This is a genomic window from Marinobacterium sp. xm-a-127 (assembly GCF_013283425.1).
Classification (GTDB): domain Bacteria; phylum Pseudomonadota; class Gammaproteobacteria; order Pseudomonadales; family Balneatricaceae; genus Marinobacterium_E.
Map to the genome: position 1 here is coordinate 730,610 of NZ_WBYH01000001.1, position 13,638 is coordinate 744,247.

14 protein-coding genes and 1 tRNA gene are annotated in these 13,638 nt (G+C 49.0%); 5 read left to right on the forward strand and 10 right to left on the reverse strand.

The features are described from left to right. Window position 1: 1 nt before the first annotated feature. From ychF to XMA127_RS03625, 7 genes are all read right to left on the reverse strand, one after another. Window positions 2-1,093: a redox-regulated ATPase YchF gene (gene ychF, locus XMA127_RS03595; protein ID WP_173483590.1), complete on the reverse strand. Its 1,092-nt coding sequence runs from the start codon at window positions 1,091-1,093 to the stop codon at window positions 2-4. A 9-nt stretch (window positions 1,094-1,102) separates the two neighbouring features. After that, on the reverse strand, window positions 1,103-1,696 hold the full coding sequence (gene pth, locus XMA127_RS03600) for an aminoacyl-tRNA hydrolase (RefSeq protein WP_173480639.1): 594 nt from the start codon (window positions 1,694-1,696) through the stop codon (window positions 1,103-1,105). 21 nt (window positions 1,697-1,717) lie between these two features. Next, on the reverse strand, window positions 1,718-2,308 hold the full coding sequence (locus tag XMA127_RS03605) for a 50S ribosomal protein L25/general stress protein Ctc (RefSeq protein WP_173480640.1): 591 nt from the start codon (window positions 2,306-2,308) through the stop codon (window positions 1,718-1,720). Between the two features lie 111 nt (window positions 2,309-2,419). Continuing rightward, window positions 2,420-3,361: a ribose-phosphate pyrophosphokinase gene (locus XMA127_RS03610; RefSeq protein ID WP_173480641.1), complete on the reverse strand. Its 942-nt coding sequence runs from the start codon at window positions 3,359-3,361 to the stop codon at window positions 2,420-2,422. 72 nt (window positions 3,362-3,433) lie between these two features. Then, window positions 3,434-3,509 (reverse strand) — tRNA-Gln (locus tag XMA127_RS03615). Window positions 3,510-3,605: 96 nt separating this feature from the next. Beyond that, complete coding sequence (lolB, locus tag XMA127_RS03620; RefSeq protein WP_173480642.1) at window positions 3,606-4,178, reverse strand: lipoprotein insertase outer membrane protein LolB; 573 nt, start codon at window positions 4,176-4,178, stop codon at window positions 3,606-3,608. Then, entirely contained in the window at window positions 4,160-5,869 is a 1,710-nt protein-coding gene (locus tag XMA127_RS03625) for a tetratricopeptide repeat protein (protein ID WP_173498917.1), read from the reverse strand. The genes lolB and XMA127_RS03625 overlap by 19 nt, the downstream gene beginning before the upstream one ends. Window positions 5,870-6,033: 164 nt before the next feature. On the opposite strand from XMA127_RS03625, the gene hemA reads away from it, so the two are divergent. From hemA to XMA127_RS03645, 4 genes are read left to right on the forward strand one after another with little or no spacing between them, the layout of a single operon-like run. Continuing rightward, window positions 6,034-7,299 carry a glutamyl-tRNA reductase gene (hemA, locus tag XMA127_RS03630; protein WP_173480644.1) on the forward strand — a complete coding sequence of 422 codons (1,266 nt, stop codon included), beginning with the start codon at window positions 6,034-6,036 and terminating at the stop codon, window positions 7,297-7,299. 15 nt (window positions 7,300-7,314) lie between these two features. Beyond that, entirely contained in the window at window positions 7,315-8,400 is a 1,086-nt protein-coding gene (gene prfA, locus XMA127_RS03635) for a peptide chain release factor 1 (RefSeq protein ID WP_173480645.1), read from the forward strand. A gap of 3 nt (window positions 8,401-8,403) precedes the next feature. Next, window positions 8,404-9,228 carry a peptide chain release factor N(5)-glutamine methyltransferase gene (gene prmC / locus XMA127_RS03640; RefSeq protein ID WP_173480646.1) on the forward strand — a complete coding sequence of 275 codons (825 nt, stop codon included), beginning with the start codon at window positions 8,404-8,406 and terminating at the stop codon, window positions 9,226-9,228. Continuing rightward, entirely contained in the window at window positions 9,228-9,971 is a 744-nt protein-coding gene (locus XMA127_RS03645) for a molybdopterin-synthase adenylyltransferase MoeB (RefSeq protein WP_173480647.1), read from the forward strand. The genes prmC and XMA127_RS03645 overlap by 1 nt, the downstream gene beginning before the upstream one ends. 13 nt (window positions 9,972-9,984) lie before the next feature. Here XMA127_RS03645 and XMA127_RS03650 read toward each other — a convergent pair whose 3' ends face one another. Genes XMA127_RS03650 through XMA127_RS03660 form a run of 3 tightly spaced genes read right to left on the reverse strand, consistent with a single transcriptional unit; the run spans window position 9,985 to window position 12,696 of the window. Next, window positions 9,985-10,566, reverse strand: coding sequence for a hypothetical protein (locus XMA127_RS03650; RefSeq protein WP_173483586.1), 582 nt, complete (start codon window positions 10,564-10,566; stop codon window positions 9,985-9,987). Then, window positions 10,556-11,344 carry a class III extradiol ring-cleavage dioxygenase gene (locus XMA127_RS03655; protein ID WP_173483585.1) on the reverse strand — a complete coding sequence of 263 codons (789 nt, stop codon included), beginning with the start codon at window positions 11,342-11,344 and terminating at the stop codon, window positions 10,556-10,558. Before XMA127_RS03655 ends, XMA127_RS03650 begins: the two co-directional genes overlap by 11 nt. Then, window positions 11,344-12,696, reverse strand: a complete 1,353-nt coding sequence (locus XMA127_RS03660) for a DEAD/DEAH box helicase (protein ID WP_371731499.1) — start codon at window positions 12,694-12,696, stop codon at window positions 11,344-11,346. The genes XMA127_RS03655 and XMA127_RS03660 overlap by 1 nt, the downstream gene beginning before the upstream one ends. A 182-nt stretch (window positions 12,697-12,878) precedes the next feature. On the opposite strand from XMA127_RS03660, the gene XMA127_RS03665 reads away from it, so the two are divergent. Continuing rightward, window positions 12,879-13,613, forward strand: a complete 735-nt coding sequence (locus XMA127_RS03665; protein ID WP_173495054.1) for a glutathione peroxidase — start codon at window positions 12,879-12,881, stop codon at window positions 13,611-13,613. The last annotated feature ends 25 nt before the right edge of the window (window positions 13,614-13,638 follow it).

The following is a 13,638-nucleotide window of genomic DNA, read 5'->3' on the forward strand; positions in this document are numbered from 1 at the left end:
TTTAAACGTTGAAACGGAAGTGGATAACGTCGCCATCTTTGACGATGTAATCTTTACCTTCTAGGCGAGCTTTACCCGCCTCTTTAGCGCCTTTTTCACCTTTATATTCGATGAAATCATCGTAGCTGATCGTCTCAGCACGGATGAAGCCTTTTTCGAAATCGGTGTGGATGACGCCTGCAGCCTGGGGTGCAGTAGCACCGATCTTGACGGTCCAAGCGCGGACCTCTTTAACACCGGCTGTGAAGTAAGTTTGCAGACCCAGTAGCTGGTAACCTGCACGAATTACACGATCCAAGCCTGGCTCTTCCATACCCATGTCTTGTAGGAACTCAAGGCGTTCGTCATCTTCCAGTTCTGAGATTTCAGACTCTAGCTTGTTACAGATCGCAACGACTTCAGCGTTCTCATTAGCGGCAAACTCACGAACCGCATCTAGATGAGGGTTATCTTCAAAACCCTCTTCAGAGACGTTAGCGATGTACATGGTCGGTTTAGTCGTTAGTAGGTGGAATCCCTTCGCTAGTTTCTGCTCGTCATCAGAGAGCTCTAGTGAGCGAACTGGCTGACCCTCTGATAGGTGAGGGATTAGTTTTTCCAGCAGTGCTTTCTGTGCAACCGCCTCTTTGTCACCGCCTTTAGCTGAACGTTGTACACGCTGCAGCTGCTTTTCACAGGACTCCAGATCCGACAGAGCCAACTCTAGGTTGATCGTCTCAATGTCTTCAAGTGGGTGGATACGGTTAGCGACGTGAATGACATTATCATCTTCGAAACAGCGAACCACGTGTGCAATGGCATCCGTTTCACGGATGTTAGCAAGGAATTTGTTACCAAGACCTTCGCCTTTTGAGGCGCCTGCTACCAAGCCTGCAATGTCCACAAACTCCATCGTGGTTGGCAGGATGCGCTCTGGGTTTACGATCTCCGCCAGTGCGTTTAGGCGTGGATCTGGCATAGGAACGATGCCTGAGTTCGGCTCGATGGTACAGAATGGGAAATTCTCTGCATCGATACCCGCTTTAGTAAGCGCGTTAAAGAGCGTTGATTTGCCGACGTTTGGTAGGCCGACGATGCCACATTTAAATCCCATGATACTGTCCTATTTCGCTGATGCGTTAAAACTGTGAAGTGTGTTCATTGCTTTGGCATGATCCCCTGAGACAATCATCGGGATGTATCTCAACGTTTCATCAATCGCCTGTTGGGTAGAGTTACGTTCAGCAATCGGTGCTTTGCGCAGTACAAATCCTGCAACCTGTTGAGCGCTGCCCGGATGTCCAATACCTAAACGGAGGCGGTAAAAATCTTTGTTATTGCCCATGCTGGCAATAATGTCACGCAAACCATTGTGTCCACCGTGACCGCCGCCTTTTTTTAGACGTGATACACCCGGTGGTAGATCTAGCTCATCGTGAGCGACCAAAATGGATTGAATGGGAATCTTAAAAAAGTTTGCAAGTGCTGCAACGGCTTTGCCTGACCGGTTCATAAAGGTCGTTGGGACCAATAGATGAACGGGTTGTCCGTTGATTAGGATCTTGCTGTAGAGCCCAAAGTAGTTTTTGTTGGGCTGAAGAGGTGAACTGTGTTGAGCAGCGAGCTGCTCAACCAGTTCTGCACCAGCGTTATGGCGTGTTTCGTGATACTCAGCACCTGGGTTGCCTAGTCCGACAATGAGGCTGATACCTTCCATAAGCTGGCACGTATTAGGCTATTAGCCTGCTACTTTAGCACCGCGTGGTGAGTAACAGTAACCGATGCCTTGGTCGTGGTCTTCGCCGCGACGCAGAGCAACGATTTCAACACCTTCTGGCAGAGCGATGTCTGAAAGGTGAGCAATCTGACCAGTCTGGATCTGAGAAAGGTCACAAGAGACTGACTCAGGAAGGTCTTTAGCTAGACAAGTTACTTCTACAACAGCTGTTTCTGCAGCGAATTTAGCAGATGCTTTAGCAGCCGCTGATTTTTCGAAGTTAACGAACTGAAGTGGAACGCGGATCTTAATGCGCTGGTTGTCATCGATGCGCTGGAAGTCAGCGTGAAGAACAACAGGCTTCGCAGGGTGGCGCTGTAGATCTTTGATGATTACAACTGTCTTAGTACCGTCTAGGTCTAGCGCGATTGGCGATGAGTAGAACGCATCGTTTTGTAGTGCTTTACTTAGTTCGTTTGCGCTTAGGCTGATGCTCTGTGGCTCAGCTGAACCGTAAACGATTGCTGGTACTTGGCCAGCGCGACGCAGGCGGCGGCTCGCACCTTTCCCCTGATCTTCGCGGGCAGTTACATTTAGAGTGAAGTTAGACATTTTATATACCTATATAAATTTAAAAACTGCAGGGACCCGCGACCAGATCTCTACAGCTTTGTTTGCCCCGAAGGGCGTTTAGTGAGCCGAAGCTCTTAAAATCAGCTGTTCTTAACGGAACATCGCGCTGATTGATTCTTCGTTGCAGACACGGCGTACCGCTTCTGCCAACATGGGTGCCAGTGAAAGTTGGCGAATTTTGCTACAGCCTTTCGCGGCTTCGCTTAGTGGGATGCTGTCAGTAACAACCATCTCATCAAGCTGAGAATTTGCAATGTTATCAATGGCTGGGCCAGAGAAAACCGGGTGTGTGATGTAAGAGACAACGCGTTTCGCGCCTTTCTCTTTCAATGCAGCTGCTGCTTTACACAGTGTGCCTGCTGTATCACACATGTCATCAACAAGAATACAAGTACGACCTTCAACGTCGCCGATGAGGTTCATAACCTGTGATTCATTCGCACGCTCACGACGCTTATCGATGATCGCAAGATCCGTATCAAGCTGTTTGGCGACTGCGCGAGCACGAACAACACCACCGATGTCTGGTGATACAACCACAACATCGTCATAGTTCTGGTCGTTAATGTCGTCTAGAAGAACAGGTGAACCGTAGACGTTATCAACAGGGATATCGAAGAAACCCTGGATCTGGTCTGCGTGCAGGTCTACTGTCAAAACGCGGTCAACGCCTACGTTGGTTAGCATGGTCGCCACAACTTTAGCGCTAATCGGTACACGTGCTGAACGTGGACGACGATCTTGGCGGGCGTAACCGAAGTAAGGAATTACCGCTGTGATACGTGTTGCTGACGCACGACGGATAGCATCAATGAAGACCATAAGCTCCATTAGGTTGTCGTTTGTCGGTGCGCAGGTCGACTGCACGATGAAAACGTCTTTACCGCGAACGTTCTCTTGAATCTCTACACTTACTTCACCATCGCTGAAGCGGGATACTGTCGCTTGGCCAAGATCCAAATCTAGGCGCTCTGCTACACGTTCTGCCAATGCTGGGTTTGCATTGCCAGTAAATACCATCATCTTAGACACGTCGTAGTCCTGCTCTTTGTCAAAAGAAATGTATGATGAAGTCGTTTGTTGAGGATCTGTCATCGTAATAAATGGCAGGGGTAGCAGGACTCGAACCTACGAATGCTGGAATCAGAATCCAGTGCCTTACCAACTTGGCTATACCCCTAGCGCTCTCCAGTGGTTTCCCACTAAATTTAAGAGGCGCATATTTTAAATTAGAGGCGCTATAAATCAACCCCTGTTGACTGTTTTTTACACAGAATCAGTGTGGGAATTGCCAGTCAGAGATGATTAAGGTGACATCCAGTTGGGTGTGGCTCATTTTAAGCTTGCGAGGTGCTGTCTTGCCGCTGCTAAGAGTCGTCTGTGCGAGCGTGCTAATCTGCCAGTCGTTTTGCAGAAATTGCCCAGGCTCTTTTGCAACGAAGGGTTGTCTTGGATCGGGTCTGCCTTGAATCCAGTAGAGGGCATGATTTACTGGAAGTTGCCAGCCCAATAACTCCTGCATCAAGGCTTCGGCTGAATCTGCTACGTAGCTCTGTTGATCGTCCGTTTCGAGCTTTGCAAAACGATCATTGCCGGTCAGTCTCATGACCTGGCGGCCAAAGGGGTCGATCAGCGCTAGGTCAAACGTCTGTTGGTTTTGGGTCCAGTTAAAGCGGGCGCTTTCGCTGATCTGATCTCCGCGTACACCGAGTTTTCCGCTCACACTAAAGGAGAAGTGAACGGGTTCAGTCAGCGGTTGCACAGGAATAGGTTTAGGTTTTGTTATGCACCCGCTTAGGTACGCGATTGAGCTGATCAGTATAAAAAGTTTTACAAGCTGTTTAGCCACTGCTCGGCCTCAAGGGTATGACGGTTTTCAGGGTGATCTTGAAGCAGAGTGTCCAGTAATGTCTTGGCTTCGTCAATCCGTTCCAATTTGGCCAGCACCTGAATGTAGTGTTTAGCGACCTCTGGGTCGGGAAAGGCTTTAAAGGCTTGTTCGATGTAGATCAGAGCTTCTTGATAGTTATTTGATAGATAAAACGCCCACCCCATAGAGTCGATGACTGCTGGATCGTCCGGGGTTGACTGGTAAGCCTCTTTAATCAGGTTAAATGCCCTCTCAAAATCGTCTGAATAGAGCAGCATTGAGTAGCCTAGAGCATTCTTAAGGCTTGGGTTCTCTTCATCCAATGAGAGTGCTAGTTCAAGGTTGATCAGCATCTGCTCAGGATCGATCGGTTCAAAAGCGATCGCTTTCGCATAAATGAGCGAGTTGGCTTGTGGAACAATTTTTAGCTGTTCGTCGATCAGATCGATCGCCTCTTGGTTGCGTTGTTGATCGAGTAACCATTCGGCGGCGATGCGGGTCAAAGGCTCTATACGTTCTGGATCTTGTTTGATGAGCGTCGTTAGGCGCACCTCTAACTCACTGCTAGATGTTGCTGGATCAATGAGCTCTAAGGTTCTTGCAAAAGCGTTTAGTAGATTGTCACCTGATTTAACCTTGCCGTAAGCGTTCAGAGCCGCTTCGGTGTTGCCACGCTGTTGCTCGATGGCTCCTTTGTAGAGGTAGATATCGCTGTTCTCTGGATCCATGGCAATCAGGCGGTCTATCCAACGCTCAGCCGGGTCGAGCAATTCGTTTTCCAGCAGTAGCAGTGCGTAGTAGTAGATCAGTTGTGGATCTTCATTACTCTCGTTGATGGCCGACTCAACTAGGTTAGGGACTTGATCTGGGCTCTCTATTAGAAGCAGTCGAATTTGGAAAGCCTGAAGCTCTCTGTGGTCTGTATGCTCTATTAGTGCAGGCTGCATGAGATCCAGTGCGCGTGGGATCTCTTCAAGGTCGATGCCAATGATGCGTGCCTTATCCAAAGTTAGATCGGCATTATTAGGATCAATGGCCAGCCCCTGATCAAGTAGATCAATGGCCTTGTTGGGTTGCTGAAGTGAGCGTTGGATGCGCGCTTGAAGCAGAATATTGGGTAGCTTTTGTTGTTGCTCTGGCCCTAGATGCTGAAGGAGATCGAACAGTGCATTGAGTTCCGTGGGTTGTAAGGTTGCACGGTGGCTTTCGATCAGGCCATAAGTCTCAGCACTAAATTCGGAACGGCTTGCTAGGAGCTCCAACGCTTGATCGATTTTGCCCTCTTGAAAGTAGAGGTTAAGCAAAATTTGAAAGGGTAAGGCTTTGTTTGGATCGAGCGTTTGCCATAGTGTTGCCGACTGCTCGACAAGCTCTGCATCACGCATGAATTGTGAAATGCGAGTAGCGCGTTCAGCCAGTTCAGGGCTTTGCGAGAGTTGTGCTTGCTTGTAAAAAAGTGCTTGGGATTGAGCAAAGTCCCGATTCTGACCATAGAGCTCAGCGCTGATCAAATCTAGCAAAGACTCTTGGTTAAGTTCGCCCGGTGTATAGATGGTAGTCGAGTCGGCGCTTTTAAGTTCTGCCTGCTCTGAAGGGCTGTTTGGTTTTGTAGGAGTACAACCCGCTAGAAGAGCCGAAAGGGCCAATGCACTGAATAATGTCGATCTCAAATCTCAACTCCTAGGTTACCAATCTCATCACTATAGAAAACCGATCGGGTGTTGTCATGTGTATAAGCTGCAAAACAGAACAAAAACAGTGGTCTAGGTCTTATTAGACTAGTCTTTACCGTGTATTATTAGCGACCTGTAATATTTAGGTACAAAAGGGATTCATGTCTTTACTCGCTTTAGGGATTAACCATAAAACCGCTCCGGTTGAGATCAGGGAGCGTGTCTCCTTTGCGCCCGAGTCTTTGGTTGACGCTGTAAAGCAAGCCTGTGAAGAGGCCGCACTTGAAGAGGTGGCTATACTCTCTACCTGTAACCGTACTGAGTTGTACTGCCGTTTAGAGGGTGATGGATCAGATCAGTTGCTCAACTGGTTGGCTAGCTATCACCAGGTCGATAAGTCACAACTCGCCAACTGTATCTATGAGCACTGGGATTTAGGTGCTGCACGTCACATGATGCGTGTCGCATCGGGTTTGGACTCCTTAGTGTTGGGCGAACCTCAAATCCTTGGGCAGTTGAAAGACTCATACTCTGTTTCGCAAGAGGCGGGACGAGCGCATGCAGAGTTAGGTCGACTCTTTAGACAGACTTTTTCTGTGGCCAAACAGGTTCGAACCGAGACCAGTATTGGACAGAACCCAGTCTCTGTTGCCTATGCGTCGGTCAGCTTGGCGCAGCACATTTTTGCCGATTTGGCGGATAGCCGAGCGCTACTGATTGGTGCCGGTGAAACCATCGAGCTGGTGGCTCGACACCTGAAAAATGCTGGAATCAAATCGATTACCATCGCGAACCGAACGCTATCACGTGCTCTGGCATTGGCTGATGAGGTAGATGGTAAAGCGGTTGAGTTTGCCTCTATCCCTGATGAGCTTCCTAACGCGGATATCGTGATTACCTCTACGGCATCGCAGTTGCCTATTTTGGGTAAAGGCAGTGTTGAGCGTGCGCTCAAGGTTCGTCGTCACCGTCCTATGTTTATGGTGGATATTGCCGTTCCTCGTGACATCGAAGCCGAGGTGGGCGATCTTGAGGATGTCTACCTCTACACCGTTGATGACCTGACGGAGGTGATCGAAGAGAATCAGCGCTCACGACAGGAGGCCGCGCAAGAGGCTGAGGCGATCATTGAGCAGGGTGCAGAACTTTTCATGCGTCAATTGCGTGAGTTGGATGCCGTCGATACATTGACTGCTCTTCGACAGCAGCAGATGAGCATAGCCGATGAAGAGCTAGAGAAGGCGCTATCGCAACTGCAAAATGGTAAGTCACCTGAAGAGGTGCTAAAGCGTTTAGCGAATGGTTTAACCAACAAGTTTTTACACGAGCCTAGTGTGCAGTTGCGCAAAGCGTCTGCCGAGGGTCGTGACGATCTGCAGCGATCGGTTCAAGAGCTGTTTCAACTCAATCCGCAATCGAAAGATTAGCGTCGGAAATTAAAGATGAAAGAATCCATACGTCAGCGACTGGAGTCGTTGGTTGATCGTTTTGAAGAGCTGTCGGCTCTGCTGAGCGATCCGAGTGTTATTAGCAATCAAGATCAGTTCCGTGATTACTCACGTGAATATTCGGACCTAGAGCCGATCGTCGCCACCTTTAACCAGTGGAATCAGGCGAAAGAGGATCAAGAGACCGCGCTTCTGATGATGGAAGAGGACGACGCTGATCTAAAAGAGATGGCGCAAGAGGAGTTCAAAGAGGCTAAAGCCCTAGAAGAGCAACTTGATGCTGATCTGCAAATTTTGATGCTGCCGAAAGACCCTAATGATGGTCGTAACGTCTTTCTTGAAATTCGAGCGGGAACCGGTGGTGATGAGGCGGCTATTTTTGCCGGTGATCTGTTTCGAATGTACTCACGCTATGCCGAGAAGATCGGTTGGCGGGTAGAGGTCATCAGTGCGAATGAAGGTGAGCACGGCGGTTACAAAGAGATCATAACTCGTGTTATCGGCGATGCCGTTTACTCTCGACTGAAGTTCGAATCGGGTGCGCACCGTGTACAACGTGTGCCTGAAACCGAATCCCAGGGACGCATTCATACTTCGGCCTGTACCGTTGCGGTAATGCCTGAGATGGATGAGTCGGCCGAAATCGATATCAATAAAGCGGACCTGCGAGTTGATACCTTCCGTGCATCCGGTGCCGGTGGTCAGCACGTCAACAAAACAGACTCCGCAATTCGTATTACGCACATCCCAACAGGTGTAGTGGTTGAGTGTCAGGAGGAGCGTTCGCAGCACAAAAACCGTGCTAAAGCGATGGCGCTGCTCGCCTCACGTCTGCAGCAGGCAGAGATCGATAAGGTGCAAGCGGAACAGGCCAGCGCCCGTAAAAGCTTGGTTGGATCGGGCGATCGTTCAGAACGTATTCGTACCTACAACTACCCTCAGGGACGTCTGACCGATCACCGTATCAACCTGACCCTCTACAAGCTAAATGAGGTGATGCAGGGTGATATGGATGAGGTTCTCAATACGCTAATGCAGGAGTATCAGGCAGAGCAGCTAACGGCGCTGTCTGACGATTAATTGATGCGCATCGACGAGGCCCTAGCGAAATCGGCAGAGCTGAAATCAGACTCTGCTCGCGTCGATGTAGAACATCTACTCTGCTTTGTCCTTCAAAAAGACCCCAGTTATCTTAGAACTTGGCCGGAAAAAGAGCTGACAGCAGAGCAGCTTAGCCAGTTTGATTCACTCCTAGTTAAACGGTCACAGGGCACTCCTGTCGCTCACTTAACGGGACGTCGTGGCTTCTGGTCGTTTGATCTAGAGGTCAATCAACACACGTTAATTCCTCGTCCTGATACCGAAACCTTGGTTGAGTGGGCCCTTGAGTTGCCTCTCAATTCGAAAGCATCTGCAGTCGACCTAGGTACAGGAACGGGTGCTATCGCCATCGCGTTGGCGCTGGAAAACCCTGCATGGCAAGTGAGTGCTGTGGAGTTCGTTGCAGAGGCCGCTGAGTTGGCAAGACGAAACGCAGTTCGTTTAGGCGCCTCTAATTTAACGGTGCTATCCGGTTCTTGGTTTGAACCTTTGGCCGGTCAGTACGATTTAATCGTTTCAAATCCACCCTATATTGATCCTAAAGATACTCATTTAGAGCAGGGTGATGTCCGCTTTGAACCCCTAACGGCATTGACTGCCGAGGATGAAGGGCTAGCCGATCTCTTCTATATTATTGAGATAGCTCCAGCCTATTTGAAGGGTGATGGCTGGTTGCTACTAGAGCATGGCTATGATCAAGCGGAGCAGGTGGCCAATAAACTTAAACAGGTTGGATTTGAACAGGTTGAAACACGGCAAGATTATGGGGGTAATCCCAGAATTACCGGTGGTTGTTGGAGAGTCTGATGTTAAATGATGAACAGTTATTGCAATACAGCCGACACCTTCTGTTGCCGGAAGTCGACGCGGCCGGTCAAGAGGCTTGGTTAAACGCCAAAGTGTTGATCGTTGGCTTGGGTGGATTAGGCAGCCCAGTTGCACTCTATTTGGCTTCGGCAGGTGTGGGTGAGTTGGTACTGGCTGATGATGATCGAGTCGAGCTAAGCAACCTTCAGCGTCAGGTGATCCATACGCATCAACGATTGGGTGAGTTTAAAGTAGAGTCGGCCCAAGCGCAGATTGCTGAGATCAATCCCAATACCCAGGCCAGCGTGATCACTGATCGATTAGATGGTGAGTTGTTGCAACGCACCGTCAGCAGTGTGGATCTGGTCGTTGATTGTACCGATAACTTCCAAACCCGCCATGCACTGAATCGAGCCTGTTTTGAGGCCGGTAAGCCGCTGGTCTCAGGTGCTGCGATTCGTTTTGAAGGGCAGGTCAGTGTTTATGATCCTCGCCACCCTGAAACACCTTGCTATCAGTGCCTCTATCCTGCGGATGCCAATGTTGATCAAAACTGTTCAACCTCTGGCGTGTTTGCGCCTCTTGTTGGTATGGTCGGTACGATTCAAGCAGCGGAAGCACTCAAAGTGTTGGCTAGCATCGGCGAGGTTTTAGAAGGGCGGTTGCTGCTTATTGATGCCAAGACGATGCAATTTCAAACGTTGAAGTTATCTAAGCGAGCAACTTGTGAGGTCTGTGGTTAAATCTTAGTGGGATTTAAAGCCAACTGTCTCTCAATGTTTTGTCAGCTACAATGCGGCTGGCGTAGCTTTGAAAGGTTTCAGAGGCTTCTGTTAACTGTTGCTCGTTCAGTCTGACACCGGACTCAATCAAAAACTTCATCAGCTCTCTATCTTCATTTTTAATTGCGAACACAATCGCTTCAGTCGCACCGTTGAGGTCACAGCCATGTTGTGACACTAGGCTGAGCAGGGCCATTCGATCACTCTCCCTATTGTTTACAATAAACCTACTCAGCTGATTGATTTGCTGGTTGGAGATGCGATTTAACCCCTCTCTTAGTAACACTCTTAGGGTCTTGATCGGCTGTTCAGTGGTGCAGGCTAATAGCCCGTAATTGAGCAATTTTTCAGTATCAGAGATCTGCAGCTTCTGCAGAAGTGACTCTAGATAGTCAGGTGCGGACTCGTGAATCGCCGCTTCAATGAGCTGTGTGGATGCAGCTGATAGATCAGCAGGGTCGACTCTGTTTAGGATCTCCCTAAAGCCTTTGAGATCCTCTTTGAGAAGAGCCTTTTTGAGTTTATCGATGTTTGATTTAAACAACTTACTCAGCATTGATGCCAAACATCCAAGAGTCCATGGCGATAGCGCTGTGTCGGACTTCGTCGTTCATATGTTTCAGATTGACCCACTCATCACCGGCCGCACCCAGTGCAAAGTAGAGCGGGATAAGGTGTTCATCAGTGGGGTGGGCGGCTTGTGCATAAGGGGCCACTGAACGGTAGTTCAGTAGAGTGGCCAGTTCACGTTTTTCCAGTCGAGTTTTTAGCCAGTCGGTAAACATGCTTACGTACTCAGGCTGCCCAGGTTGGCGAACATCTCTTAGATTGTGGGTTGTGCTGCCGGATCCAATGACGAGCACCCCCTCTTGTCTTAAGGAACGCAGTGCATACCCCATCTTGTAGAGTGATTCAGGCGTGCTCGTTCTTGGCATCGAGAGTGCTACAACCGGAACATCTGCGTCTGGATAGAGATGTCTAAGCGGGGCCCAGACTCCGTGATCTAAGCCGCGTTGTGCATCCAACTCCACTTCATAACCGGCAAAGGTGAGTAGTGACTGGGCATAAATCGCCAACTCTAAATCCCCTTTGGCAGGGTATTGAATGGCAAACAGCTCATCAGGGAAACCGTAAAAGTCATGAATGGTTTCAGGCTGGAGTGATGAGGTCAGTTTAATCCCGCCAGTAAACCAGTGTGGCGACATGATGAGTATCGCTTTGGGTTGCGGGTATTTTGCTAGCTCATCAAGGCGCTGTTGTTCAGATTCCCCGAACACTAATGCATCAAGCGGTGAGCCGTGGCTCAAATAGAAAGAGGGTAGTGCTTGTTTCATCAGTCGTTTGGATCCAGTCCCGTTGTCTTACGGCGCATCATTGGTGCATTGCCATCGCCTAATGCAGCAGCTGCTGGTTGACGACGCTTGCCGATATCCTTCTTATCGCGAGCGCGCTGTTTAACCTTAGGCTTATCGCTGCTCTTACGTTTATCAGACTCTTTGCGCTTTTTAGTACCCGCTGCGCGGCCGTTCTTACGAACTTTTTCAGGCCCCTTGTAGTGACCTTTCAGTCCCGCAATGGATCGCATCTCAAACGTCACTTTAAGGTAGCGCTGGATGGTCGCGGATAGGTTCCACTCGTTCGACATGATCAGGTTGATAGCCAAGCCTTTGCGACCCTGTCGACCACTGCGGCCGATACGGTGAACGTACTCATCACCCTTACGCGCCATATCAAAGTTGATGACGAGGTCGACACCTTCAATGTCCAATCCACGTGCTGCAACATCGGTTGCGATTAGGTGGTTGATGCGGCCATCTCTGAATAGCTGCAGAATACGCTTACGCTCGGGCTGCTCCATCTCGCCATGAAGAATGCCAATGCGACGACCTTCACGTTGTAATTTAGTACCAAGCTGCTCTGCAAAGGCACGGGTATTACAGAAGATAATCCCTTTCTCATGCTCTTCGTTATCTAGCAGCCAAAGTAGTATCTTCTCTTTGTGACCAGGGTGATCAGCTAGGATCATCTGCTGTGTGATCGTCTCAACAGCATCTTGTGCAGTCGCAAGCTGCAATCGAACTGGCTCTTTAAGACCAACATTGATGAGGCTTTGCAGTTTGCTGTGGTTGAGCGTTGCAGAGAGCAGAAGCGTCTGACGCTGTGCAGGGCAGGCATCAATAATAAAGCTCATCTCATCTTTAAAGCCCATGTCGAGCATGCGATCGGCTTCATCAAGAACAAGGTACTCAAGATCATCAAAATCGAGGGTGTTGCGCTCAAGGTGCTCTTTCAAACGACCTGGTGTGCCTACTAAAATTTCTGGGTTTTTACGTAGACGAGCGACCTGGTTTGACCAGTTTTCACCGCCACACACGCTCTGAACCTGAATTTGTGTAAATGCCGCTAGCTCTGCACACATGTTTTCGACCTGTTCAGCCAGCTCTCGTGTAGGGGTCAGAATCAGTCCGCGTGTGCCCGAGCGAGGTTTAGGCGTGTCGAGCAGCTTTTGTAGCAGTGGCACAACAAAAGCGAGTGTTTTACCGCTGCCTGTTTCTGCACCAACCAGAAGGTCTTTACCTTCTAACGCGACAGGGATGCTCTCCTGTTGCACTGGGGTGGGTTGAGTAATGCCCATTTGGTCGATCGCTTTTAAGATACGATCACTGATATCGAGTTCGCTAAACACGCAAAGTTCCTACATAAATGAATGGCGCGATTCTATCAGATTAGGCAACAGGGCTCTCTATTTATTGTTGCTATAGGTTTTAAATATGAAGTGATTAGTTTTAATTAATTTTATTAAAATATCTATTTCTCATATTCTAAATCTATCGAAACGAACGAGCTTTACATAAAAGGAGTCAAGCCATGATGAATCGAGAAGGACAAACAGTCCCACAGGTTACATTTCCAATTCGTGAAAGTAACGAGTGGGCTAAAGTCACTACAGATGATCTTTTCAAGGGTAAAACGGTCATTGTGTTTGCATTACCCGGAGCATTTACACCGACCTGTTCAAGCACCCATTTGCCTCGCTATAACGAATTGGCTCCTGTCTTCGCCAAAGAGGGTGTGGATAGCATCATCTGCCTATCAGTGAATGATCCATTTGTGATGGATGCCTGGGCTGGTGATCAGGGTGCAGAGAATATCTACATGCTTCCTGATGGTAATGGCGAGTTTACCGACGGCATGGGTATGTTGGTTGATAAAGCGGATCTTGGCTTTGGTAAGCGCAGCTGGCGCTACTCGATGCTGGTTAAAGATGGCGTCATTGAGAAGATGTTCATCGAACCGGATGTGCCAGGTGACCCATTCCAAGTGTCCGATGCCGACACAATGTTGAACTACATCAACGCCAATGCGGAGCAGCCTAAACGCGTCACTGTGTTTACCAAACCAGGATGCCCGCACTGTACGCGTGCTAAGAAAGCATTGAGTGAGGCTGGTTTCAGCTACGAAGAGATCAACCTAGGTGCGAAAGGACTAAGTTACTCGACACTAGCCGCTGTAACTGGTCAGGGAACAACACCGCAGGTATTCATTGATGGTCAGCGAGTCGGTGGAGCTGACGATCTAGAGGCTTGGTTGGCTAATCGTTAACTGTCTTACTCTTTGCTAGCCACTC